The sequence below is a fragment of the Streptomyces sp. NPDC101166 genome, from assembly GCF_044768125.1.
Classification (GTDB): domain Bacteria; phylum Actinomycetota; class Actinomycetes; order Streptomycetales; family Streptomycetaceae; genus Streptomyces.
The window spans coordinates 531148-554586 of the sequence record NZ_JBIWPF010000002.1 but is presented as its reverse complement, the minus strand read 5'-3'; the positions used below and the strand labels follow the sequence as shown (position 1 = coordinate 554586).

The following is a 23439-nucleotide window of genomic DNA, read 5'->3' as shown; positions in this document are numbered from 1 at the left end:
GGCCGGTGTGGATGGACACCGGCCGGCCCGCCGCACGTCCGCTCGCACGCCGTGCGACCCGGACCGGCGCGCGCAAGCCTCCTTCAGAGCTCCGAACAGAAGTGGAGCCCGGCTCGCGGCGTCCGGCACGCACGCTCGCCGCGTTGCCGGAAGCCCCCGGTAGCTCCGCCACGAGGAGCTTCCGGCGCCTAGCGATCGCACGCACCGGACGCCGCGAGCTGATCGGACTCCACTTTTGTCCGGAGCTCTCAGGAAGCCGCGCGCTCCAGCGAGGCCAGCACCCGAACCCCCCGGTCGGCCCGGGTGTCGAGCCCGGGCAGCAGCCCCGGCACGGCGATGCTCGGCAACACATGGGACCACATCACCGCCAGCCGCTCCCCGAGGTCCGCCCGGTCCGTGAGCGCCCGTGACATCAACTGGATGCCGGTGAAGGAGCCCACCAGCAGCTCGACCGTCGCTCCCGGCCGCACCGTGGGCAGCAACTCGCCCTGTTCGCCAGCTTGTTCGAGCAACTCGGCCAACCGGCGGGTCCATTGCAGGAACGGCTCGCCGCGGTCCATCCCGGACGGCGTCTCCTGGTCCACCGCGAGCCGCATGCTGCCCCTCAACAAGGCGTTGTCGAGCAGTCGTTGGCCCACGACGAACGTCATGTCGACGATCTCCTGGAGCCTGCACGGCTGCGGCGGGACCGCCCCGAAAGGCACCTGCTCGTCGAGGACCGCCTGCGCCAGCGCCTCCTTCGACGGGAAGTGGAAGTACAAGGCGCCTTTGGTGACGTCGGCGCGCTCCAGGACCATCGCGATGGTGGTGGAGGCGTAGCCGTATTCGTCGAAGACCGCGCCGGCCGCTTCCAGGATCGCTCTCCGCGTCCTGATAGCGCGCTCCTGTCTTGCCATAACAGCCCCTTCACGGCGGCGAGTTGGCCTCACCCGCGATCGCGCGCGGGCGCGGCCCGTCCTTGGGATGCCGTCGACTGATCTCATTGAAAACAAACCGGTCGCCTCGTACTCTAACGCTCGACGAAGCGGACGGATCTCCGTCTGCCGTGGCCTTTCCGGGGGAAGAGAGATGACTCGACCGCGGCAGCTCGCCGACGCTCCGTCCCTCACGGCGACCGTCGCCCGGCAACTGGTGCACCGCGCCGCCGTCGCGGAGACGTTCCTCACCGGCTGGCGGCGCACCGGAACCGACCACTTCTCGGTCTCGGCCCAGTGGCCGCGCGTCCACGCCGTGCACGTGTCCTGCGACCGGTCGGCCTACGATCCGCTGCTCGTCGTCGAAACCGTCCGTCAGAGCGGCACCCTGGTCGCGCACACCGAGTACGACGTGCCCCTGGACCATCAGTTCGTGCTCCAGGAGTTCCGGATCGCCACCGTAGCAGGGAAGTTGCGCGTCGGCCCGCTGCCCGCCGAGCCGGAGGTCGAACTGGCCTTCACCGACGTCCGGTACCGGGGCCGGCGCCCCGCCGCGGTGCGTTACAGCGCGCGCGTCCTGCGCGACGGCGAATCCGTCGCCACCGCCGACGTCGCCTTCAGCTCCGTCAGCGCATCCGTCTACCGCAGGCTGCGCGGCGGCCGCACCCCGGACAGCGTGGCCACCGTTCCCGTCCCTGAGGCGGTGCCCGCCGCCGGCGTCGGCCGCGCTCTGGCCGCGGACGTCGTCCTGGCCGGAGCGGGGAGCCGGGGCCGCTGGCAACTGCGAGTGGATACCGCACACCCCGTTTTCTTCGACCATCCGCTCGACCATGTGCCGGGCATGCTCCTGCTGGAGGCGGCCCGCCAGGCGGCCCGTCTGCACACCGGTGCCGAACGCCCCCCGGTGGCCTACCGGGCGCGCTTCCACCAGTACGCCGAGCTGGACGAACCTGTCTGGATAGAGGCCCGGGACGGACCCGGGGGCGGGGTGCAAGTGGTCGGCGTACAAGGGGAGTCGGCGGTCTTTGACTGTCTGGTGGGCACCGCGGCGCGGTGAGTTATGGTGTACAGGAGGTAAGAAACAAACGGCATGACCCGTTCTTTAGAGCCAGGAGTGCCAGGCGATGGCGAGGCAGTTACGCGCCGAACAGACCCGCGCGACGATCATCAGGGCCGCGGCCGAGCTCTTCGACCGGCACGGCTACGAGTCGACCAGCCTCAGTGACATCGTCGAGCACGCCCGTGTCACCAAGGGCGCGCTCTACTTCCACTTCGCGGCCAAGGAGGACCTCGCCCACGCCATCCTGGAGCTGCAGTCCGAGGCCTCCCGCCGGGTCGCCGGCGAGATCGACGACCGGGGCTGCTCCTCCCTGGAAGCGCTGATGCGTCTCACCTTCGGCATGGCGAGGCTCTCCGTCGAGGGACCGATCACCCGCGCCGGCCTGCGGCTCGCCACCTCAGGCGTCGCGATCCGGCCGCCCCTGCCGCACCCCTTCGCGGAATGGCTGGACCTGGTCACCCGGCGGCTCGTCGGCGCGGTCAGAGAGGCCGACATCCATCCGGACGTCGACGTCGACGCCGTCGCCCACTCCCTGGTCTGCTTCTTCGTCGGCACCCGGGTCGTCGGCCGCTCCCGCGAACCGGCCGCCCGCCTCCCGCGCCGCACGGCCGAGATGTGGCACGTGCTGATCCGGGGCCTGGTCCCTGTCCCGCGCCGTCCCCGCTACCTGACCCTGGCGGCCCGCCTGGAGCACGAGGTCATGGCCGTCATGTGAGCCGGCGGCCGCGATACCGTGATCGGTATGTCCGATGACGACGTCCCGCCCGTGATCCTCGGAGACACGCCCGGCTCCTTCCCGCACGGCGTGCTGGCCGAGCGGCATCCCGCGATCATCCGACAGGTTTGCGAGGCGTTCCCCTACGATCCCGGGGTGCGCGGCGCGCTGGACGCGCTGCTGGAGAGCTGCGCCGGCGGCGTCGTCCCGCCACTGCCCGAGGACGCCCACGACCGGGAGCGCTGGCGGGGCTGGGGGCTCGACGCTCACACCGGGCGCTCCTGGCACGACATCCCGTGGCTGTGGGCGGAGAGTTACTTCTACCGGCAACTCCTGCAAGCTGTCGGCTACTTCGGCGACGGCCCCTGGCAGGGCGTCGATCCGTTCCGTCCGTTCAAGCTGGCCGAGCTCGACGCGCCCGAGACCGGTCAGGAGCTGGCCGCGCTCGACGGCCTGGCCACCCGCCCGGCCGACGAGCGGGCCCGGGCCCTGCTGCACGGCTCGCTCTGGGGGAACCGCGCGGACCTCGGCTTCCGCCTCTCCGACGCGGACGCGCGGCACCGGGCCGCGGCGCCCGGACTGGTCGCCGACGACAGCGAGGCCCTCTGGTCGCTGCTGCCCGCCTCCTCGGACGCCTCCGGCACCCTGTGCCTGGTCGCCGACAACGCGGGCCGCGAACTCGTGCCCGACCTCCTCCTCGCCGCCCACCTCCTCGCCCACGGGCGGATCGGGCGGGTCGTCCTGTACGTCAAGCCGTACCCCTACTACGTCTCCGACGCCACCACCGCCGACGTCGTCGACGCGCTGCGCACGCTGACCGCGGCCCCGGGCGAGGCCGCCGCGTACGGCCGCCGGCTGTGGGCCGCTATGTCCGACGGCTCCCTCGCGCTGCGGGCCCACCCCTTCGCCGCCGCGCCGCTGCCCTACGGGGAGATGCCCGGCGACCTGTGTGCGGAGTTCGCCGCCGCCACCCTCACGATCATGAAGGGCGACCTCAACTACCGCCGCTTGGTGGGCGACCGGCTCTGGCCGCCCACGACCCCCTTCGCGGAGGTCACCGCCCACTTCCCCGGCCCGGTGGTCGCCCTGCGCACATTGAAGTCGGATGTGATCACGGGCCTGTCGGCCGCGACCGAGGAGGCCCTGAACGCCGCGGAGGGGCAGCGCTGGCGCACCGCCGGGACCCGTGCGCTGATCCAGGCCAGGACCTGACCGGCCACGCGCCGCACCTCACGAGGCCCCGGATCGTCAGCAGTTCCGCCCGGTTCACGCGATGGTGTGACCGTGCGCCGCCCCGCGGATGGCTGTCGGAGCTCGCGGGTAGGGCCCGGCCATGACGCAGCCGTTCGAACTCCCGGACTTCTACATGCCGTATCCCGCGCGGCTCAACCCGCACGTCGACGAGGCACGCGCCCATTCGACGCGGTGGGCGCGCGAGATGGGCATGCTGGAGGGTTCCGGGATCTGGGAGCAGGCCGACCTGGAGGCGCACGACTACGGCCTGCTGTGCGCCTACACCCACCCCGACTGCGACGGCCCCGCCCTGTCGCTGATCACCGACTGGTACGTGTGGGTCTTCTTCTTCGACGACCACTTCCTCGACATGTTCAAACGCACCCCGGACCGGGCCGCCGGAAAGGCCCACCTGGACCGGCTGCCGCTGTTCATGCCGCTCGACCTCGCCGCGCCCGTGCCCGAGCCGCGCAACCCGGTCGAGGCCGGACTCGCCGACCTGTGGAGGCGGACCGTCCCGGTGATGTCCGCCGACTGGCGCCGCCGCTTCGCCGTCGCCACCGAGCACCTGCTCAACGAGTCGATGTGGGAGCTGTCCAACATCAACGAGGGGCGGATCGCCAACCCCGTCGAGTACATCGAGATGCGCCGCAAAGTGGGCGGCGCCCCCTGGTCGGCCGGTCTCGTCGAGTACGCGACCGCCGAAGTCCCCGCCTCCGTGGCCGGGTCCCGGCCCCTGCGCGTGCTGATGGAGACCTTCTCCGACGGCGTCCATCTGCGCAACGACCTGTTCTCCTACCAGCGCGAGGTCGAGGACGAGGGCGAGAACAGCAATGGCGTGCTCGTTCTGGAGACGTTCTTCGGCTGCACCACCCAGCAGGCCGCCGACACCGTCAACGACATCCTCACCTCCCGCCTCCACCAGTTCGAGCACACCGCGCTCACCGAAGTGCCCGCACTCGCCCTGGAGTCGGGTCTCAGGCCCGACGAGGTCGCCGCGATCGCCGCCTACACCAAAGGACTTCAGGACTGGCAGTCCGGCGGCCACGAGTGGCATCTGCGCTCCAGCCGCTACATGAACCAGGGCGCCGCCGCCTCCGCTCCGCCCTGGCAGCGGCTCACCGGCCCCGGCACCTCCGCCGCCGACGTCGGCGCGCTGCTCGCCTCGGCCGCCAGGCAGCGGCTGCGCGCCCACGGGCACCTGCCGTACGAGAAGGTCGGACCGTCCCGGCTGCCCGACTTCCACATGCCGTTCCAGGTGGAGCTGAGCCCGCACCTCGATGCGGCCCGGCACCGCCTCGTGGAGTGGTCGCGCCGCATGGGCGTGCTGTCCGAAGGGGTCTGGGACGAGGACAAGCTCGCCTCCTGTGACCTCGCGCTCTGTTCGGCGGGACTGGACCCCGACGCCACGCCCGAGGCGCTCGACCTCAGCGCCGCATGGCTCGCGTTCGGCACCTACGGCGACGACTACTACCCGCTCGTCTACGGCCACCGCCGCGACCTGGCCGCCGCCCGGCTGACCACGGCCCGCCTCTCCGCGTGCATGCCCGTCGAGGGCGACGCGCCGGCCGTCGTCCCCGTCAACGCCATGGAACGCGCGCTGATCGACCTGTGGGGGCGCACCACCGCGGAGATGGACGCCGAGCAGCGGCGCACCCTGAGAGGGGCGGTCGACGCGATGACCGAGAGCTGGGTGTGGGAGTTGTCCAACCAGCTCCAGAACCGTGTCCCCGACCCGGTCGACTACCTGGAGATGCGCCGCGCCACCTTCGGCTCCGACCTCACCCTCAGCCTGTGCCGTATGGGTCACGGGCCCGCCGTGGCGCCGGAGATCTACCGCAGCGGCCCCGTCCGCTCGCTGGAGAACGCGGCGATCGACTACGCCTGCCTCGTCAACGACGTCTTCTCGTACCAGAAGGAGATCGAGTACGAGGGGGAGATCCACAACGCGATCCTCGTCGTGCAGAACTTCTTCGGCTGCGACTACCCGACCGCCCTCGGCGTCGTCCACGATCTGATGACCCAGCGCATGCGGCAGTTCGAGCACGTCGTGGAGCATGAACTGCCCGTCCTCTACGACGACTTCGATCTCCCGGCGGAGGGCCGGGCCGCCATGGACGGTTATGTGGCCGACCTGGAGAACTGGCTGGCGGGGATTCTGAACTGGCACCGCGAGGTCGACCGTTACAAAGCCGCCTATCTGATGCGGCGTTCCCACGGCTTCCTCCCGGACCGCGCGCCGGCCCTGCCGGCCGTGCCGGTCGGCTGAGCGAGCCGGGCGGAGGCGAAATGGAGCAGATCGTGTTGCGTCCCAGGCCACTTCCCGGTCAGGAGGCCGGCGAAGGCGGCGGTGAGGGCGGTGCGGACACCGGGGCGGGTGCGGACGGCGGTGTCGACCACCGGCCTCACGCCTGCGGTCACCCGGGCCGGCGGACGACGTCCCTGCTGTGCGGCCTGTTCGCCGGGGCGGTCCTGGTCCTGTCCGGCGTGGCCCTCGGCGCGCTCGGGACGAGCGTGGTGGCGATGAAGGAGCTGGGGGAACTGCGGGACCAGGTCGCGCGGGAGGCGTCGCAGGTTCCGGGCGCGCCGGACGGGGACGGGAAGCCGGGCGTCCTGTCCGCGCCGGTCGGCTCCAAGTCGTCGGGCGGCAACGGGACTTCGGTCTCCGCCTGGGACGACGCGCGCTCCACTCTGGGGCTCGAAGTCGTGGACGGGGGGAAGCGGGGCGCCCGAGTCGTCGCCGTCCATGTCCCGGGCCCCGGTTACACGGCCGGTCTGGTCCGCGGGGACGTGCTGTTGACGTTCGGCCGGACCCGGATCGACTCGGCGACGGATCTCGCCCGGGCGGTCGAACGGGCCGGACCGGGGCGGAAGGTCGACATGACGGTACGTCACCGCAGCGGTGCGCAACAGCGGTTGTCGGTGGTCCTCGGCGTGGTGGTCTGATCCGGGAGGGGCGTCAGGCGACCGTACGGAAGTGGCTGGTGAGTCTGCGGTCGTCGTCCAGGACGTGGAAGGCGAGCCCGACCGGCGCGTCCCGGTCGGCGATCGGCTCGCCTTCCCAGGGCAGCCGCAGCGTCCACGTCACTCCCGGCCCCACGATCAGCGGACGCCCGGCGAAGGCGGTCGCGGCCGGGGTGTGGGCGTGGCCGGTGATGATCCCGGCGATCTCCGGCCGGCGTTCCAGCAGGGCGGCGAGCCGGCCGGGGTCGCCCAGCCGGAAGGAGTCGGGGAGAGGGTGGTGCACGGCCACGGGCGGGTGGTGGAAGGCGAGCAGCGCGGGCAGGTCTGCGCCCAGTTCGTCGAGGGTCTCCTCGATCCAGCCGTAGGTCTCGTCCGTGAGCGCGCCGTCGTCCTCGCCCGGGATGCTGGAGTCGCACATCAGCACGGCGGCGTCGTCGAAGACATGGACGCTGTCGACCGGCCCCTCGTGGGCAGGGCGGCCGAGGAGGGCCTTGCGATAGGGCGCGCGGCTGTCGTGGTTGCCCGGGCAGGTCAGCACCGGGAAGGGCGCTGTGCCGTCGCGCAGCCCGAGGATGCGGGCCGCCTCCTCGTACTCGGCCTCCGCCCCGTGGTCGGCGATGTCACCGGTGACCAGCAGGGCGTCCACCCGGCCCGGCAGGGACCAGAGCCGGTCCCGCACCCGCTCGGCGCGTTCGGTGGCCCGCGCGCTTCCGTCCAGGTGCAGATCACTGATGTGGGCGAGTACGAGCACGGCGGTCGGCCTCCAGGGAGAAGGGGGAGCACTGCGGCTGATGGACTGTTAATGCTGTGAACGGATCTAACCATTAGCTCTAATGGAAGTGCAATCCCCAACCGTTAGCCTGATGGGTCAGGGCGTGCGGTGGGCGCGGAGTGAGAGGGGTGACGTGCGGGAACCGGTGTGAATCGGCTCGCGCGGCCCCCGCTGTGCGGGCAGGATGCTGCCCGTAGCCACACGTCCTTCGCCAGCTCCCCAGGGAGGCCCGGATGACCGGCCGTACGCCCGCGCCCTTCACCGCCGACGACTACCGGGCCCGCATGGCGCGGGCCGCCCGCGCGGCAGTCGACGCCGGCCTCGCCGCACTGCTCGTGGCGCCGGGTCCCGATCTCGTCTGGCTCACCGGCTACGCGCCTCCCGCCGCCACCGAGCGGCTCACCCTGCTCGTCCTCGCCCCCGGCCGCGAGCCCGTCCTCGTCGTGCCCAGCCTGGAGGCCCCCGACGCCGCGAAGGCGGTCGGCGCGCCCGCGTTCGACCTGCGGGACTGGACCGACGGCAAGGACCCCTACGCCGTCACCGCCGCGTTGCTCGACACGCGCGGCCGGTTCGGCGTCAGCGACAACGCCTGGGCGATGCATCTGCTCGGCCTGCAGAAGGCGCTGCCGGACACCTCCTACGCCGCCCTCACCGAGGCCTTGCCCATGCTGCGGGCCGTCAAGGACACGGCGGAAGTGGACCTGATGGCGGCCGCGGGAGCGGCTGCGGACGCGACGTTCGAGGAGATCCGGAAGGTTCCCTTCGCCGGCCGGCGCGAGTCCGACGTCGGGGCCGACCTCGCGGACCTGCTGCGGCGGTTCGGGCACTCCCAGGTCGACTTCACCATCGTCGCCTCCGGGCCGAACGGCGCGAACCCGCACCACGAGGTGGGCGAGCGCGTCATCGAGCGCGGCGACATGGTCGTCCTCGACTTCGGCGGCCTGAAGGACGGCTACGGCTCCGACACCTCGCGCACCGTCCACGTCGGCGAACCCACCGACGAGGAACGCCGGGTCCACGACCTGGTGCGCGAGGCCCAGGAGGCGGGCTTCCGGGCGGTGCGGCCCGGCGTCCCGTGCCAGGAGGTCGACCGTGCCGCCCGCGCGGTCATCGCCGGCGCCGGGTACGGCGAGTACTTCATCCACCGCACCGGCCACGGCATCGGTGTCACCACGCACGAGCCGCCGTACATGATCGAGGGCGAGGAGCAGCCCCTCGTGCCCGGCATGTGCTTCTCCGTGGAGCCCGGCGTCTACCTGCCAGGCCGGTTCGGGGTGCGCATCGAGGACATCGTCACGGTGACGCAGGACGGCGGCCGCCGGCTCAACGACACCACCCGCGAACTGGTCATAGTGGACTGAAGGCTCCCGTGGCATCCCCGGCATCCACCCCGAACGGCGACGGCGCGACCATGACCCAGGCACCCACCCCCACCGCGGACACCGTCCGCCGACTGGTCCTCGCGCTCCTCAAGGAGAGCGAGGAGGACGGCGGGACCCGGGGAGGCGGCGCGGGCGGACCCGCCGGGCCCGAGGTGCGACCCGTGCGGCCCGCCGCCGACGGCGGGGCCCGGACCTGGTGGGTCGGCTCCCGCCACGTGCTGCGGCTCGCCGCCGACCGTGAGGCCGCCGACCGCAGGCGGCGCGAGCTGCGGCTGCGCGACCTCGTCCGCCCGCACCTGCCGGTCGCCGTGCCGGTCAGCGTCGCGCACGGCGACTGGTCCCCGGGCCTGCCCTACACCCTGGACGTCCGGCTGCCGGGCGGCACCGGCGAGGAGCACGACGTGTCGGCCGTCGGCGAGGCCGACCTCGCCGGGCTGCTCGGCGGTCTGCGCGAGGTCCCGGCCCGGCAGGCCGAGGCCCTCGGCGTGCCGCGCACCGCCCCGCGCTCCCTGGAGGCGCTGCGCCGCATGGCCGTCGCCGCCGCCGGACGCCTCGCCCGCGCCGACGAGTTCGACCCCGCCCGGCTGAACCAGCTGACCCCGGCCGGCGCGGCCCAGCTCGCCGCCCAGCCCGCCACCGCCGTCCTCGTCCACCACGCGCTGACCGGCGAGCACCTCGTGGTCAGCCCCGACGGCAGGGTGCGCGGTGTCCTCGACTGGTCCCGGACGGTCCTCGGGGACCCCGCCGAGGACATCGCCACTCTCGCCCTCGCCGTCGGTTCCGGCGCCGCCGTCCGCGCCGCCACCCTCACCGGCTACGGCGCCCGCCCCTGCCTGCGCGGCCTGTGGCTGGCCCGCTGTGACACCGTCCTGCGCCTCGCCGACCGACTCGACGGCCGCTCCGCCGCCCCCCTGCCCCTGCTGCGCACCCGGCTCCGCAGGGCCTGGGAGGCGATCCTGCTGGAACGCGTGACCGAGCTGAGAGAGGACGACGACGGCAGCGACCCGGAGCTCTGACCGGCGCCCGAAGCCACCGCCTCAGTCCTGCTCCAGCACCACGCACGCCTCCCCGGGCACCTGCAGCAGCCCGTCCGGGCCCGGGGCCTCGACCGGCTCCCAGGCCGCCAGCACCCGGGCGGGGCGGGTGCCCAGGGGGATGGCCGCCGGGTCCTTGCCGAGATTGACCGCCACCCGGACGTCGCCCCGGCGGAAGGCCAGCCAGCGGGCCCGCGCGTCATGGGCGACCTTGAGGTCGGCCAGGTCGGGGTCGGTCAGATCGGCCTGCTCGTGCCGCAGCGCGATCAGCCGGCGGTACCACTCCAGCACGCGTGCGTGGGGCTCGCGGTCCGGCTCCGACCAGTCCAGGCAGGAACGCTCGCGCGTCGCCGGGTCCTGCGGGTCGGGCACGTCCTCCTCGGCCCAGCCGTGCGCGGCGAACTCCCTGCGCCTGCCGCGCCGTACGGCCTCCGCGAGCTCGGGGTCGGTGTGGTCGGTGAAGAACTGCCAGGGCGTGCCGGCCGCCCACTCCTCGCCCATGAACAGCATCGGCGTGAACGGGGACGTAAGGATCAGTGCGGCCGCGCAGGCCAGCAGGCCGGGGGAGAGCGAGGCCGACAGCCGGTCGCCCTGGGCGCGGTTGCCCACCTGGTCGTGGGTCTGGCCGTACCCGAGGAGCCGGTGCCCGGGCAGCCTGGTCCGGTCCAGCGGCCGGCCGTGGTGGCGGCCCCGGAAGCTGGAGTACGTGCCGTCGTGGAAATAGCCGCCGGTCAGGGTCTTGGCGAGCGCCGCGAACGGGTCGCGCGCGAAGTCGGCGTAGTAGCCCTGGGACTCGCCGGTCAGGGCGGTGTGCAGGGCGTGGTGGAAGTCGTCGTTCCACTGCGCGTGCAGGCCCAGGCCGCCCTCCCGGCGAGGCGTGATCAGCCGGGGGTCGTTCAGGTCGGACTCGGCGATCAGGAACAGCGGCCGGCCCGTCTCCGCGGCTAGCGCGTCCACCGACTCCGCCAGCTCCTCCAGGAACGGGTACGCGCGTGTGTCGGCCAGCGCGTGCACCGCGTCCAGACGCAGCCCGTCCAGCCGGTAGTCGCGCAGCCACGCCAGCGCGCTGCCCAGCAGGAACGCGCGGACCTCGTCCGAACCGGGCGCGTCCAGGTTGACGGCTGAGCCCCACGGCGTGTGATGGGTGTCCGTGAAGTACGGGCCGAAGGCCGGCAGGTGGTTCCCGGACGGCCCCAGATGGTTGTGCACGACGTCCAGGACGACGCCGAGGCCGAGCTCGTGCGCCCGGTCCACGAACCGCATCAGCGCCTGAGGCCCGCCGTAGGGCTCGTGCACCGCCCACAGCGACACGCCCTCGTAGCCCCAGCCGTGCCGGCCGGGGAAAGGGCACAGCGGCATCAACTCGACGTGCGTGACACCGAGTTCGACGAGATGCCTGAGCCGGTCCGCGGCCGCGTCCAGGGTGCCCTCGGGCGTGTACGTGCCCACGTGCAGCTCGTAGAGGACCGCGCCCGCCAGCGGACGGCCCGCCCACCGCGCACGCCACGTGTGGCGGCCGTGGTCGACGACCGCGCTCAGCCCGTCGGGGCCGTCCGGCTGACGGCGGGAGCGCGGATCGGGCAGCACGGGCCCGTCGTCCACCGCGAAGCCGTAGCGGGCGCCGTCGGCGGCCTCCGCCTCACCGGTCCACCAGCCCGCCCGGTCCGGATCGCGTTCCAACGCGCGCGTGACCCCGTCGCACTGGAGCGTCACACGTTCGGCCTGCGGTGCCCACACCTCGAACTGCACGGACGGTCCCCTTCGTCTGCTCACCGGGATGTAGCCGGTCCCATCGTGCTCCAAACGGGATCAATCCGCTTTCGGAACGCTCCGCTTGCCCGAAGGTGTCGCGACGCGGGCGCCGGAACGGGCGTGCGCGGCTGTCGTTCTCCCGTTTTCTGGACACCCGGGGTCCGCTGACCGACAATCACGAGCGTGACGTCGTCCTTCGAGTTCAACACCTCGCCCGCCCGGCTCTCGGACGCGGAGCGCGACCGGGCGCTGAAGGAGCTCCGCGACGGCGTCGCGCTGGGCCGGCTGTCGCACGACACGTTCATCCGCCGCATGGAGCTGGCGCTCGCCGCCCGCCGTTCCGACGAGCTCGTCGCCCTCACCGCCGACCTGCCCAAGGAGAGCCGCTTCTCCCGCGTCGTCTTCGGCGCCGTCGAGGCGGTCTCCGGCTTCGGCGTCCGGCTGCGCCGCGCCTGGCAGGCCGAGCGGCTGCCCAAGCTGCTGCTGCCGCACCCCGACACCGCGTACGCCCTGCGCATCGGCAGGGACCCGGTGAACGGCCTGCGGCTGCACCACGAGAGCGTCTCGCGCGTGCACGCCGAGCTCAGACGCCAGGGCGGCATGTGGGTCCTGCGCGACCTGGGCTCCACCAACGGCACGACCGTCAACGGCCGCCGCGTCATCGGCGCGGCCGTCGTCCGGGAGGGCGACATGGTCGCCTTCGGCCGCATGGCCTTCCGCCTCTCGACGACCTGACCCCGGCGTCCCGCCGGGCCACCCGCCGCCGCACGATCGGGTGAGCGGGACTGGGGAACCGGGCCCGTCGTGCCGATGCACCGGGCATGAACCCCCTTCCTACGCCGCACCTGATGGCCGCCCTCCCCGGCGCGGCCGCCCTGCTGCTCTCCATCGGCGCCGTCACCCCCGCCGAGGCCGGCATCCCCGGCGACTGGCGTCAACTGCCCGTCGGTGAGGGCGACTACGAGAAGCCCTACGACGACGTCCCGGAGTCCGCCGTGCCCGGCCTGCCGTAGACGACCGCGCGCCCTGCCGCCCCGTCACCGGTGCCGTGCTCACCGCGCCGCGCCCTCGCGCGCGTGCAGGGCCGCCGCCACGACCGTCCGGGACTGGTGCTCGACCTGGTGCTCCAACGGCACCCAGCGCGCGCGGAAGCGTTCCGCGAAGGTGCCGCTCCAGGTCTCGACGAGGCGCCCCAGACGCGGAGCGGCGCGGTCGTCGGACTCCCGCAGGACCCGCCACAGCATGGCCGCGGCCCGCAGCGGCAGCCGGCGGGCGAAGGCGTCCACGCTGCCCACGTACGCCATCGAGGTGCCCGCCGGCGCGGTGTGGACCCAGTCCGAGGCCAGGCCCGGCGTCAGCTCCAGCGTCCAGCGGGCCGCCCTCAGCAGCGGCCCGTCGACGCCCTCGAGGCGCGGCAGCGCGTCCGCGAGCAGCAGCTGGACCTCGGCCGCGTCCCGCAGCAGCCGGTCCGCCAGACGCCGTATCGCCGCCGCCGGGGCCGGATGCGGCGCGGGGTCGTCCACCAGGTCGCTCGCCCACATCGGCACCTCCACGACCGCCGTCAGACCGCCGTAGCGGTGCGCGTGGTACCAGGTGCTGTGCCGGGCGTCGTCCGGCAGGCTCGGGTACGCCGCACGCGCCCCAGGGCCGGGCATCACGTGCACGCCGGGCCCGGACGCCGGCCAGCCCGCCGCATCGGAGGGGCCCGTCTCCACCGGGATGTGCCACTGCGCCGCGGACTTGGCGAACGGCTCGGCCAGGCCCGGTATGTCCCTCGTCAACTGCACCCAGCTGCCGCCCAGGTCGGTGCCGTGCAAGGTCACCTGGAGGTAGGGCCGCAGGTCGTCGATGACACGGGTCAGCGCCCGCGTCTCGGGCGGCAGCCGGTCGGGCGGGAGCACGGCGGGCGACCACTCCGGCTGCTCCGGCCCCGCCGGCCGGAAGAACCCCCGGTGGTACTCCAGCAGGCTGCGCGGCGCGGGCGTCATATGCAGACTGGCCCCGTCGGGGTCCGCGCACAGCAGGAAGTGCCAGGACGTGCCGTCCCGCAACTCCCCCTCGCGCACCACCCGTTGCGCGACGGCGAGCAGCGTGGGGCCGCCTGTCGGCTCGTTCGCGTGCGCCCCGGCGACGACCAGCACCGCCCGCCGGGCGTGCCCCACCGAGAGCAGATGCAGAGGGCGGCCGGCTCGCGAGGTCCCCACCTGCCGCAGCGTGCACAGCCCGGGGCGTGACGCCGCCAACGCCCTTGCCCGGGACGTCAGTTGTGTCACGGTGGGGTAGCGCAGCTCCGGCAGGAGACTCACCCCCGTCATGTCCGCCCGGCCTTCGCATCCGCAGTACCCCACGGACTCCGGGCCCTGTCAAGGACGCCTCCGGGGAGCCGTCGGGGAGACACCCGGGAGCACGTTCGGGGGACCGCCGCCCCGGTCAGTCCACCCGTTCCAGCAGGGCCGCCGGCAGCCGCTCGAACAGCTCCTCCACGCGCGTGTGCCCGGTGAACTCCCGTCCCGGGGACAGGACGTCGGCCCAGCGCCCCGGCGGCAGCGTCAGCCGCGTGTCACGCCAGCCGCCCGCCTCCGCCAGCCGCAGCGACAGACGGGTCACCGCCGTCACCGCCCGGCCGGAACGCGCGAAGGCCAGGCAGTGTTCCGCGGCGGGGCCCTCGGCCGGCAGCGCCTCGTACGTCGCCGATGTGCCGAAGGCCTCCGGCCGCCGCCGGCGCAGCCGCAGCGCCGCAGCGCTCACCTGCGCCTTGACGCCCGGATCCGCCGGCGGGAACCGGACGGGACGCCGGTTGTCGGGGTCGACCAGCGCCAGGTACTCGTCCTCCGTGCCCTGGTAGACGTCCGGCACACCCGGCATCGTCAGGTGCACCAGCGCCGTGCCCAGCACGTTCGCCCGGATGTGCGGCTCCAGCGCGCCGCGCAGCGCGGCCACCCGCTCGCCCGGCGGCCCGCACGGCCCCGCCGCGACGAACGCCGCCACCGCCTCCTCGTACGACGGTCGCTGTTCCGTCCAGCTCGTGTGCAGCCCCGCCTCGCGCACGTGCTTCAGCAGCGCCTCCCGGACGCGCTCCCCGTTTGCCGGGCCGAGCCCGAACACCGTCTGCCAGGCCGCCCACGCCGTCGGCCCGTCCGGAGCGTCCTCCGCCGCGCCCGTGACCTGCTCCAGCACCCGCGCCCAGCGCCCCGGGCACTCCGACAGCACGGCCAGCGCGGCCCGTACGTCGGCGCTGCGCTTGGTGTCGTGCGTCGACACGACCGTCCCGCCGGCCGGCCAGTCACGCTGCACGCGCGCGCAGTACGCGTGGAACGCGGCCGGGGACACCCCCTGCCGGCCCGGATCGCCGCCCACCTCGTTCGCCGACAGCAGCGGCACGTACCGGTAGAACGCCGTGTCCTCCAGCGACTTGGCCCGCAGCGCGGACGCCGTCTGCGCGAACCGGGCCCGGAACTCCACGGCCGCGGGGCCCTCGCCGCGCCCCAGCACCAGGGCGCGCACCACGTCGACCGCGCCCGCCTCCTCGGGCACGGCGAAGGCGCGGCGCGCCTCCTCGGCGGCCTCCTCCGTGACGACGGCGGCCGCGTCGCCCGAGCCGTAGGGCCGGTAGACCTCCATCCGCACCAGCAGCTCCACCAGCGCCGTGCGCAGCGCCCAGGGCGCGCGGTCGCGCAGCGCGGGGTCGCAGGAGGCGGCGCACACACGCACCGCCGTGCGGGTCAGCCGGTCGAGTTCGGCGGCCAGTTCGTGCGAGAGCACCGCGTACGCCGCCCGCCGCGCGGTCGCCGGCCAGTCGCCGCCCGCATCCGGCCGAGGGGCCGCATGACGCCGGTACAGGTCCTGGAGCTCCCCGGCGCCCCCGGCGTCCGTGAACAGGCCGTCGACGTGACGCAGGGCGTCGTAGCCGGTGGTGCCGGCGACCGGCCAGGCGTCCGGGAGGCGCTCTCCGTCCGCGAGGATCTTCTCGACGACCGTCCAGCGGCCGCCGCTCGCCTCGTCGAGCCGCTCCAGGTAGCCGCCGGGGTCGGCGAGCCCGTCGGGGTGGTCGACGCGCAGGCCGTCCACCACGCCCTCGTGCAGCAGCTGGAGGATCTTGGCGTGGGTGGCCTCGAAGACCTCGGGGTCCTCCACCCGCACCCCGATCAGCTCCGAGATGCTGAAGAACCGTCGGTAGTTCAGCTCGGTCCGGGCCAGCCGCCACCACACCGGCCGGTACCACTGCGCGTCCAGCAGTTGCGGCAGGGGCAGGTCCCCGGTGCCCTCGCGCAGCGGGAAGACGTGGTCGTAGTAGCGCAGCAGGTCCCCGTCGACGCGCAGCTCGTCCAGCACGTCGCCCAGCGGTCCGCCGAGCACCGGCAGCAGCACCTGGCCGCCCTGGGCCTCCCAGTCGACGTCGAACCAGCGCGCGTACGGCGACTTCGGGCCCTCCCGCAGCACCTCCCACAGGGCGCGGTTGTGGGCCGGGGCCATGGCCATGTGGTTCGGGACGATGTCCACGACCAGCCCGAGCCCGTGCTCCCGCGCCGTGCGCGAGAGGTCCCGCAGTCCCTCCTCGCCGCCCAACTCCTCGCGCACGCGCGTGTGGTCCACCACGTCGTACCCGTGCGGCGAGCCCGGCACCGCCTCCAGCACGGGCGACAGGTGCAGATGCGACACCCCGAGCGAGGCCAGGTACGGCACGGCCGCGGCGGCGGCGCCGAACGGGAACCGGGGCTGGAGCTGAAGGCGATAGGTGGCCGTGGGCACGACGGGTCCGACACGCTCAGAGGTCATGAAACCCTACGTACCCTCTCGAACCCCTTTCCTGACACCCCGAGCCGCCCGAACAGACGGAGCGGGCGGGACCCCGGGGCCCCGCCCGCCCCACGCGGCCTGAGGGGCCCCGCCGGCCCTGCTCTCAGGCCGGCCGCTGGAGGACCGTCATGCTGCGGTCCGGCAGGGTGAGCCGGTCGCCGGCGGCGACCTCGACGGCCTCGTCCCCCGACACGGAGGCCGGGTTCGCCGTGTCCACGACGACCCGCCACTGCCGGCCGTGGTCGACCGGGACCACGAACTCCAGCGGACGCGGAGAGGCGTTGAACATCAGCAGGAACGAGTCGTCGCTGATCCGCTCCCCGCGCGCCCCGGGCTCGGAGATCGCGTTGCCGTTGAGGAACACCGTCAGCGCCGACGCCTGCGCCGACGTCCAGTCCCGCTGGGTCATCTCCTTGCCCTCCGGAGTGAACCAGGCGATGTCCGACAGGTCGTCGTGGGTGCCCTCCACCGGCCGCCCGTGGAAGAAGCGCCGCCGCCGGAACACGGGGTGCTCCTTGCGCAGCCGCACCACCGCGCGCGTGAAGTCGAGCAGCTCGCCGCCCTCCCCGCCGGGCTCGGGCCACTCCACCCAGGCCAGCTCGCTGTCCTGGCAGTAGGCGTTGTTGTTGCCGTGCTGGGTGCGCGCCACCTCGTCCCCATGGCTGATCATCGGCACGCCCTGGGACAGCATCAGCGTGGCCAGGAAGTTGCGCATCTGCCGCGCGCGCAGCTCCAGCACCTCGGGGTCGTCGCTCTCGCCCTCCACCCCGCAGTTCCACGACCGGTTGTGGCTCTCGCCGTCGCGGTTGTCCTCCCCGTTGGCGTCGTTGTGCTTGTCGTTGTACGAAACCAGGTCGTGCAGGGTGAACCCGTCGTGGCAGGTCACGAAGTTGATCGAGGCCAGCGGGCGCCGCCCGTCGTCCTGGTAGAGGTCGGAGGAGCCGGTCAGCCGGGAGGCGAACTCCGCGAGCGTGCGCGGTTCGCCCCGCCACAGGTCCCGCACGGTGTCCCGGTACTTGCCGTTCCACTCGGTCCACAGCGGCGGGAAGTTCCCCACCTGGTAGCCGCCCTCGCCCACGTCCCACGGCTCGGCGATCAGCTTCACCTGGGAGACGATCGGGTCCTGCTGCACCAGGTCGAAGAACGACGACAGCCGGTCCACCTCGTGGAACTGCCGGGCCAGGGTCGCCGCCAGATCGAAGCGGAACCCGTCGACGTGCATGTCCGTCACCCAGTACCGCAACGAGTCCATGATCAGCTGGAGCACGTGCGGGGACCGCATGAGCAGCGAGTTCCCGGTCCCGGTGGTGTCCATGTAGTAGCGCGGGTCGTCGGCCAGCCGGTAGTACTGCGGGTTGTCCAGACCCCGGAAGGACAGCGTCGGGCCCAGGTGGTTGCCCTCGGCGGTGTGGTTGTAGACCACGTCGAGGATGACCTCGATGCCCGCCTCGTGCAGCGCCCGCACCGCCGACTTGAACTCCAGCACCTGCTGTCCGCGGTCGCCCCAGGAGGCGTACGCGTTGTGCGGGGCGAAGAAGCCGATCGTGTTGTAGCCCCAGTAGTTGTTCAGGCCCATCTCGACGAGACGGTGATCGTTGACGAACTGGTGTACGGGCATCAGCTCCAGCGCCGTGACGCCCAGCTCGGTGAGGTGTTCGAGGATCGCCGGGTGCGCGAGGGCCGCGTAGGTGCCGCGCAGTTCCTCCGGCAGCCCCGGATGGCGCATCGTGAGGCCCTTCACGTGCGCCTCGTAGATCACCGTGTGGTGGTACTCCGTACGGGGGCTGCGGTCGTCGCCCCAGTCGAAATAGGGGTTGACCACGACGGACGTCATCGTGTGGGGCGCCGAGTCGAGGTCGTTGCGCCGTTCGGGGGAGCCGAAGTGGTAGCCGTACACCTCCTCGCCCCAGCGGACCGATCCGCTGACCGCCTTCGCGTACGGGTCGAGCAGCAGCTTCGCCGAGTTGCAGCGCAGTCCGCGCTCGGGTGCGTGCGGGCCGTGCACACGGAAGCCGTACCGCTGTCCCGGCATGACGCCCGGCAGGTACGCGTGCCGCACGAAGGCGTCGCTCTCCCGCAGTTCCACCGCCGTCTCCGAGCCGTCGTCGTGCAGCAGACACAGCTCTACTCGGTCCGCGGCCTCCGTGAAGACCGCGAAGTTCGTGCCGGCGCCGTCGTACGTGGCGCCGAGGGGGTATGCCTCTCCAGGCCAGACCTGCATGGATACGACTCTTTCAGGTGTGCCGTCCCGCTGGGGGTCCCTTGCCATCGAGTCTCCCGGAAAGTACCGAAGGTAAACACCGGCGCGGCCTCTTCACCCGGCACGTCGTCCGCTTCACCCCGGTACGACAAGTACGAGCCGCAGGCCGGCGGCGAAGCCGTCTCCCCGCCGGCCCCCGGCGCGGCGAGATCTGTCGGGGGCGAGCCGGCGGGAAGGCTCCCGCCCGCCCCTGACCTGGGCGAGCCTCGGATCGCGCCGTGCCGCGCGCGGTGGTGGCCGACGGTCCGCGCGGGTCCGCCGGCAGGACCCGCCGTTCGTCCCGCGTGCCGAGAGCGTCATGAATCCGATCACTCCGGCCGCACCGGTGGGGCAGAACGCGCTCAACGGGCCGAGCAGTTGGGAAACGACCTGTGCATCCGGCTGCACCGCCGACCGCTCGCGGAGTACCCTTCCTTGATCGTTGGCAGATCGTAGGAAGAACACTGGCGCCGAGGCGCCGGGAACGACGCTGGGACCAGGGTGCCCGGGGGAGCGGAAGGCGGTACGCGGGTGGGCTCGGGAGGGCTGGAGCTGCCCCCTGGTGACGAGGGTCACGAGGGCGGCTCCTCCACAGACGTCCCTTCCGGCACGGTGTCCCTGGCCCGTCCGATGGAGGGCGCCATCGGACCGGAGCTGGACTGGGACGCCGACGCCTGGCGCGAGGTCCGCACCCGCGCCCAGCGGGCCGGCCGGGCCTACATCTGGCTGAACCTCGTCGAACAGCGGCTGCGCGCGGTCGTGTCGGCCGTGCTGCGGCCCATCTACGAACCCGTCCACGGGGACGACTGGGTGGTCGCCGCGGCCGGACCCGCCGGACAGGAATGGGTGCACCGCGCGGTCGCCGTGCGCGAAGTCAGCCGCCGCAAGGGCTACTTGCTCGACCCGGCCGACGACAACGTCATCTCCTTCCTCACGCTGCCGCAGTTGCGCGAGCTGATGGTGCAGCACTGGCCCTGCTTCGAGCCGTACCTCGACGACCGCCGCGACGTGGAACTCGCCCTGGACGAGCTGGAGGTGACCCGCAACGTCGTCTCCCGCAACCGGGCCCTGTCCGAGGCGGTCCTCGGCCAGGCCGAACGCGCCTCCGCGCGGTTGCTGGAGACGCTCGGCACGGGCGGCGACGTGCCCTCCGCGCGCCGGCTGCCCGTCGACGCGGTCGAGGACCTCGTCGGCGACCGGTACGCGGACGTGGTGGCCGTCCACCCCGACCGGGTGCGGCTGATGCGGCAGTTCCCCGCCGAGGACATCTTCGACGGCGCCCGCCGTCTCGACGCGATCGGCATCGGCCTCAACCTGCTCGTGCAGAACTTCTCGGGGCGCCGGCTGATCCGGCTCGCCGAGGCCGGCGCCCGGGTGCGGCTGCTGTTCCTCAACCCCGCCTCCAGCGCGGTGAAGCGCCGAGAGCGTGAACTCGGGATGAAGCGCGGCGAGTTGAGCCGGTCGGTGGAGATGAACATCCTGCACATGCGCCGGGTCCGCTCCCGGCTGCGCGACCCGGGAGCCTTCCAGATCCAGGTGTACGACGAGACGCCCCGCTTCACCGCCTACCTGGTCGACGGCGACGGCACCGACGGCGTGGCGGTCGTGCAGTCGTATCTGCGGCGCATGCGCGGGATGGAGGCGCCGGTGCTGGTGCTGCGCAACGGCAGCCGGGTGGTCAGATCGGGCGAGACGGATGAAGGCGGGCTTTTCGGGGCGTACCGCGAGGAGTTCGAGCTCGCCTGGGTGGATTCGCGGCCGGTGTCCTGAACCTCCCGGTTCCTCCTTCGAGTCGGCCGGGCAACCGGAATGCGGCCCTCTGATTGTCAGTGGTGCGTGCGAAGGTGGTGACCACTGGGGGAAAGCACCACCGAGAAGGGGGGCCACCATGGCCTGGCACCGAGAGCTGCTCATCGGCTTCGACCTGGAGACGACCGGCACGGATCCGCGCGAGGCGCGCATCGTCACAGGGGCCGTGATCGAGGTCAAGGGCGGGCAGGTCCTGGGCCGTCGGGAGTGGCTGGCCGATCCGGGTGTGGAGATCCCGGCCGACGCCGTCGCCGTCCACGGCATCAGCAACGAGCGGGCGGCGTCCGAGGGCCGACCGGCCGACCAGGTCGCGAACGCCATCGCGGACGTCCTCGTGACGTACTGGAAGACCGGCGTGCCGGTCGTCGCCTACAACGCGGCCTTCGATCTCTCGCTGCTGTCCGCCGAACTCAGGCGGCACGGCCTGCCGTCGCTGCGCGAGCGGCTGGGCGGCCGCGCCCCCGCCCCGGTCGTCGACCCCTACACCATCGACCGCTGGGCCGACCGCTACCGCCGGGGCAAACGCAACCTCGAAGCGGTCTGCGCCGAGTACGGCGTCGTCCTCGACGCGGCGCACGACGCCTGCGCCGACGCGCTGGCCGCGGCCCGTCTGGCCTGCGCGATAGCCGAGCGGCACTCCAAGGTCGCCGGCCTCGGCCCCGCGGAGCTGCACCTCAGGCAGATCGACTGGTACGCCGAATGGGCCGCCGACTTCCAGGCCTTCCTGCGGCGCAAGGGCGACACCGAGGCGGTGGTCGACGGGACCTGGCCGGTCAAGGAGCCCGCCGACGAGCCGGTCTGAGCGGCCGCGTCCCCGAGCGGGGCGGTCCTCAGAACGGGTACCAGCGCACCGTCTCGTCCCCGTCCCGCAGCGACGCCACCCGGCGCTCGAACTCGGCCAGGGCGGCGGGGTTGCTCGGCGCGTGCTGGGCGACCCAGGCGCAGCTCGCCGTCTCGCGCGCACCTCGCAGCACACCGCATCCCGCCCACTCCCGCACGTCCCAGCCGTAGGCGGCGGTGAAGGAGTCGTAGGCGTCCGAGGGCAGGCCGTAGCGGTCGCGGGAGAGGGACATGACGACCAGGTCGTGCTCGCGCAGGTCGGCGGAGAAGGTCTCCAGGTCCACCAGGACCGGGCCGTCCGGGCCGATGTGCACATTGCGGGGCAGGGCGTCGCCGTGGACGGGGCCGGGCGGCAGGTGCGGGGTGAGCGCGGCGGCGGCCGTCGCGAAACCGTCCCGGCGCTCGCGCAGGAAAGCGGCGTCCGCCGGGTCGATCGCGTCGCCCGCGAGCCGCAGCCAGCGCTCCACGCCGGCCAGCAGGTCGCGCGGCGGCAGGGCGAACGGGGGAGCCGGCAGGGCGTGCACCACGCGCAGGAGGCCGGCCAGATCACGCGGTTCGGCGGGCCGTACGGGGTCGGGCAGCCGGCGCCACACCGTCACCGGGTGGCCCTCGACCAGCAGGGCGCTCGGTTCGGCGGCGCGCACTGCGGGGACGCCGGCCTCCTCCAGCCAGGCCGCGACGTCCAGTTCGCGGCGGGCCCGGTCGAGGAGTTCGGCGTCGCGACCCACCTTCACCACCAGGGGGCCGGCGGCGAACACCGCGTTCTCGCCCAGGGCGAGGAGCCGCGCGTCCCCGGCCAGGCCGGGCAGCACCCCCGCCGCGGCCAGTACGCCCCGCGCGCGTGCCTCGTCCATGGTCCGCCTCCGTGTCGCTCGCGTGCCCCGTCGCCCGGCCGGCGCGCCGGCCTCAGGGCATCCGACGGCCAGTCTCGCATTCGCACAGGTGGGGGCGGATTTCAGGTGAGCGCAGGGCCGGTCAGGAGCCGTCCCTTCCCGTCGTACGGCCACACGTTGGGCACACAGCCCCGCATGCCCTTGATCTGCTGCATCATCGCGGGGGCCGGGCGGCCCGGTCCGGGGCAGTCGACGTGGCCGTGGCCGAGGAAGTGGCCGACCTCGTGGTTGATGATCAGGGCGCGGTAGGCCGTCACGTCCTTGGCGTAGACGGGCGTCGCCAGGAGCCAGCGTTTGAGGTTGACCATGACGTTGTCGGCCACGTTGCAGTTGACCTCGCCGCCGGTGTCCAGCCCGAACCGACCGCAGATCTTGTCCACGGTCCCCGGCGTCGCGACCCGTACGACGAAGTCGGTGGCGCCGCCCGACACCCGCCGGAACGCCGAGCGGCCGTCGGCGGTCCAGCCGCGACGGTCGGCGAGGACGCCCTCCACCTGCCGGGCGACATCCGCGGCGGACAGCGCGAGACCCTTCTCCACCTCGACCCGGTAGCGCAGCGCCTTTCCCTTCCCCGCCTGAGTGCCGCTGCCGCGGGCGACGACGAAGGTGCCGGGGCCGGTGGGCGGGATGACGGGCGTGGAGGGGGACGCCGCGGGTGGAGCCGTTGAGCCGGCGGCGGCCGGGCCGGACGGACGGGCGGACGGAGCGGCGGACGGGCCGGACGGCGAGGGGGTCGACGGTAACCGGTCGGTGGGCCGGACCGGTGCGGGGGAGGAGCCACGGCTCCCGGCCGCCTTCCCGCCGTCGTCCGCCCATCCGGCGACCGCGAAACCACTGGCTCCGAGGACGGTGAGCGCGGCCAGCCCCGCCCACAGCGCGCCGATGCGCCGCCGCCCGGAGGCGGGAGTGGAGCCGCCCCGACGGTGACGGCGACGGGTGGAATGTGATCGGTGCGTGCTCATGGTCGTCCAGGTTGTGATCGTGATGTGATCGAATCTGGCTCGAATGATAACGAACCAATAACGGCCCATGCTC

General features: G+C 73.2%; 19 protein-coding genes. 11 read left to right on the top strand and 8 right to left on the bottom strand.

Going from position 1 to position 23439, the window contains the following annotated elements; all coding sequences use genetic code 11:
• Window positions 1–248: 248 nt before the first annotated feature.
• The gene (locus ACIRS4_RS06815; protein ID WP_404191004.1) at window positions 249–896 is read right to left on the bottom strand and encodes a ScbR family autoregulator-binding transcription factor; all 648 of its coding nucleotides are present in this window, start codon (window positions 894–896) and stop codon (window positions 249–251) included.
• Between the two features lie 172 nt (window positions 897–1068).
• Here ACIRS4_RS06815 and ACIRS4_RS06810 point away from each other — a divergent pair, with 172 nt between their 5' ends.
• The 5 genes from ACIRS4_RS06810 (at window position 1069) to ACIRS4_RS06790 (ending at window position 6868) form a co-directional block, all read left to right on the top strand.
• Window positions 1069–1971, top strand: coding sequence for a ScbA/BarX family gamma-butyrolactone biosynthesis protein (locus tag ACIRS4_RS06810; RefSeq protein ID WP_404191001.1), 903 nt, complete (start codon window positions 1069–1071; stop codon window positions 1969–1971).
• Between the two features lie 67 nt (window positions 1972–2038).
• The gene (locus ACIRS4_RS06805) at window positions 2039–2689 is read left to right on the top strand and encodes a ScbR family autoregulator-binding transcription factor (protein ID WP_404190998.1); all 651 of its coding nucleotides are present in this window, start codon (window positions 2039–2041) and stop codon (window positions 2687–2689) included.
• A gap of 27 nt (window positions 2690–2716) precedes the next feature.
• The gene (locus ACIRS4_RS06800; protein WP_404190996.1) at window positions 2717–3901 is read left to right on the top strand and encodes a damage-control phosphatase ARMT1 family protein; all 1185 of its coding nucleotides are present in this window, start codon (window positions 2717–2719) and stop codon (window positions 3899–3901) included.
• Window positions 3902–4022: 121 nt separating this feature from the next.
• Window positions 4023–6191: a germacradienol/geosmin synthase Cyc2 gene (gene cyc2 / locus ACIRS4_RS06795; RefSeq protein WP_404190994.1), complete on the top strand. Its 2169-nt coding sequence runs from the start codon at window positions 4023–4025 to the stop codon at window positions 6189–6191.
• 20 nt (window positions 6192–6211) lie between these two features.
• Window positions 6212–6868, top strand: a complete 657-nt coding sequence (locus ACIRS4_RS06790; RefSeq protein ID WP_404190991.1) for a PDZ domain-containing protein — start codon at window positions 6212–6214, stop codon at window positions 6866–6868.
• Window positions 6869–6881: 13 nt separating this feature from the next.
• Here ACIRS4_RS06790 and ACIRS4_RS06785 read toward each other — a convergent pair whose 3' ends face one another.
• A complete protein-coding gene (locus ACIRS4_RS06785; RefSeq protein WP_404190988.1) occupies window positions 6882–7637 on the bottom strand; it encodes a metallophosphoesterase in 756 nt (251 codons plus the stop codon).
• A gap of 254 nt (window positions 7638–7891) precedes the next feature.
• Here ACIRS4_RS06785 and ACIRS4_RS06780 point away from each other — a divergent pair, with 254 nt between their 5' ends.
• Both ACIRS4_RS06780 and ACIRS4_RS06775 read left to right on the top strand, forming a co-directional pair.
• Entirely contained in the window at window positions 7892–9019 is a 1128-nt protein-coding gene (locus tag ACIRS4_RS06780; RefSeq protein ID WP_404190985.1) for an aminopeptidase P family protein, read from the top strand.
• Window positions 9020–9069: 50 nt separating this feature from the next.
• Window positions 9070–10056, top strand: a complete 987-nt coding sequence (locus ACIRS4_RS06775) for an aminoglycoside phosphotransferase family protein (protein ID WP_404190982.1) — start codon at window positions 9070–9072, stop codon at window positions 10054–10056.
• 21 nt (window positions 10057–10077) lie between these two features.
• Here ACIRS4_RS06775 and treZ read toward each other — a convergent pair whose 3' ends face one another.
• The gene (gene treZ, locus ACIRS4_RS06770; protein WP_404190980.1) at window positions 10078–11823 is read right to left on the bottom strand and encodes a malto-oligosyltrehalose trehalohydrolase; all 1746 of its coding nucleotides are present in this window, start codon (window positions 11821–11823) and stop codon (window positions 10078–10080) included.
• Between the two features lie 186 nt (window positions 11824–12009).
• On the opposite strand from treZ, the gene ACIRS4_RS06765 reads away from it, so the two are divergent.
• On the top strand, window positions 12010–12561 hold the full coding sequence (locus ACIRS4_RS06765; RefSeq protein ID WP_404190977.1) for an FHA domain-containing protein: 552 nt from the start codon (window positions 12010–12012) through the stop codon (window positions 12559–12561).
• A gap of 86 nt (window positions 12562–12647) precedes the next feature.
• Entirely contained in the window at window positions 12648–12839 is a 192-nt protein-coding gene (locus ACIRS4_RS06760; RefSeq protein WP_404190974.1) for a hypothetical protein, read from the top strand.
• Between the two features lie 39 nt (window positions 12840–12878).
• Here the strand turns inward: ACIRS4_RS06760 and ACIRS4_RS06755 are convergent, their stop codons facing one another.
• The 3 genes from ACIRS4_RS06755 to glgX all read right to left on the bottom strand — a co-directional run bounded on the left by ACIRS4_RS06755 (window position 12879) and on the right by glgX (window position 18844).
• Window positions 12879–14132 (bottom strand): M14 family zinc carboxypeptidase, encoded by a 1254-nt coding sequence (locus ACIRS4_RS06755; RefSeq protein WP_404191093.1) that lies wholly within the window; start codon window positions 14130–14132, stop codon window positions 12879–12881.
• A 124-nt stretch (window positions 14133–14256) separates the two neighbouring features.
• The gene (gene treY, locus ACIRS4_RS06750; protein WP_404190971.1) at window positions 14257–16602 is read right to left on the bottom strand and encodes a malto-oligosyltrehalose synthase; all 2346 of its coding nucleotides are present in this window, start codon (window positions 16600–16602) and stop codon (window positions 14257–14259) included.
• 124 nt (window positions 16603–16726) lie between these two features.
• Window positions 16727–18844 carry a glycogen debranching protein GlgX gene (glgX, locus tag ACIRS4_RS06745; protein ID WP_404190968.1) on the bottom strand — a complete coding sequence of 706 codons (2118 nt, stop codon included), beginning with the start codon at window positions 18842–18844 and terminating at the stop codon, window positions 16727–16729.
• 549 nt (window positions 18845–19393) lie between these two features.
• On the opposite strand from glgX, the gene ACIRS4_RS06740 reads away from it, so the two are divergent.
• On the top strand, window positions 19394–20632 hold the full coding sequence (locus ACIRS4_RS06740) for an SAV2148 family HEPN domain-containing protein (RefSeq protein ID WP_351092278.1): 1239 nt from the start codon (window positions 19394–19396) through the stop codon (window positions 20630–20632).
• A 118-nt stretch (window positions 20633–20750) separates the two neighbouring features.
• Entirely contained in the window at window positions 20751–21473 is a 723-nt protein-coding gene (locus tag ACIRS4_RS06735) for a 3'-5' exonuclease (RefSeq protein ID WP_404190965.1), read from the top strand.
• Between the two features lie 28 nt (window positions 21474–21501).
• On the opposite strand, the gene ACIRS4_RS06730 is transcribed toward ACIRS4_RS06735, so the two are convergent.
• Together ACIRS4_RS06730 and ACIRS4_RS06725 are read right to left on the bottom strand one after the other, a co-directional pair.
• On the bottom strand, window positions 21502–22365 hold the full coding sequence (locus ACIRS4_RS06730) for a phosphotransferase enzyme family protein (RefSeq protein ID WP_404190962.1): 864 nt from the start codon (window positions 22363–22365) through the stop codon (window positions 21502–21504).
• A 101-nt stretch (window positions 22366–22466) separates the two neighbouring features.
• Complete coding sequence (locus ACIRS4_RS06725) at window positions 22467–23366, bottom strand: DUF3152 domain-containing protein (protein WP_404190959.1); 900 nt, start codon at window positions 23364–23366, stop codon at window positions 22467–22469.
• Between the last annotated feature and the right edge of the window lie 73 nt (window positions 23367–23439).

What these genes read in the sequence shown, in the direction of transcription:
- ACIRS4_RS06815 (WP_404191004.1), bottom strand. Translation starts at nt 896, where the DNA reads ATGGCAAGACAGGAGCGCGCTATCAGGACGCGGAGAGCGATCCTGGAA.
- ACIRS4_RS06810 (WP_404191001.1), top strand. Translation starts at nt 1,069, where the DNA reads ATGACTCGACCGCGGCAGCTCGCCGACGCTCCGTCCCTCACGGCGACC.
- ACIRS4_RS06805 (WP_404190998.1), top strand. Translation starts at nt 2,039, where the DNA reads ATGGCGAGGCAGTTACGCGCCGAACAGACCCGCGCGACGATCATCAGG.
- ACIRS4_RS06800 (WP_404190996.1), top strand. Translation starts at nt 2,717, where the DNA reads ATGTCCGATGACGACGTCCCGCCCGTGATCCTCGGAGACACGCCCGGC.
- cyc2 (WP_404190994.1), top strand. Translation starts at nt 4,023, where the DNA reads ATGACGCAGCCGTTCGAACTCCCGGACTTCTACATGCCGTATCCCGCG.
- ACIRS4_RS06790 (WP_404190991.1), top strand. Translation starts at nt 6,212, where the DNA reads ATGGAGCAGATCGTGTTGCGTCCCAGGCCACTTCCCGGTCAGGAGGCC.
- ACIRS4_RS06780 (WP_404190985.1), top strand. Translation starts at nt 7,892, where the DNA reads ATGACCGGCCGTACGCCCGCGCCCTTCACCGCCGACGACTACCGGGCC.
- ACIRS4_RS06775 (WP_404190982.1), top strand. Translation starts at nt 9,070, where the DNA reads ATGACCCAGGCACCCACCCCCACCGCGGACACCGTCCGCCGACTGGTC.
- ACIRS4_RS06760 (WP_404190974.1), top strand. Translation starts at nt 12,648, where the DNA reads ATGAACCCCCTTCCTACGCCGCACCTGATGGCCGCCCTCCCCGGCGCG.
- treY (WP_404190971.1), bottom strand. Translation starts at nt 16,602, where the DNA reads ATGACCTCTGAGCGTGTCGGACCCGTCGTGCCCACGGCCACCTATCGC.
- glgX (WP_404190968.1), bottom strand. Translation starts at nt 18,844, where the DNA reads ATGCAGGTCTGGCCTGGAGAGGCATACCCCCTCGGCGCCACGTACGAC.
- ACIRS4_RS06735 (WP_404190965.1), top strand. Translation starts at nt 20,751, where the DNA reads ATGGCCTGGCACCGAGAGCTGCTCATCGGCTTCGACCTGGAGACGACC.
- ACIRS4_RS06730 (WP_404190962.1), bottom strand. Translation starts at nt 22,365, where the DNA reads ATGGACGAGGCACGCGCGCGGGGCGTACTGGCCGCGGCGGGGGTGCTG.
- ACIRS4_RS06725 (WP_404190959.1), bottom strand. Translation starts at nt 23,366, where the DNA reads ATGAGCACGCACCGATCACATTCCACCCGTCGCCGTCACCGTCGGGGC.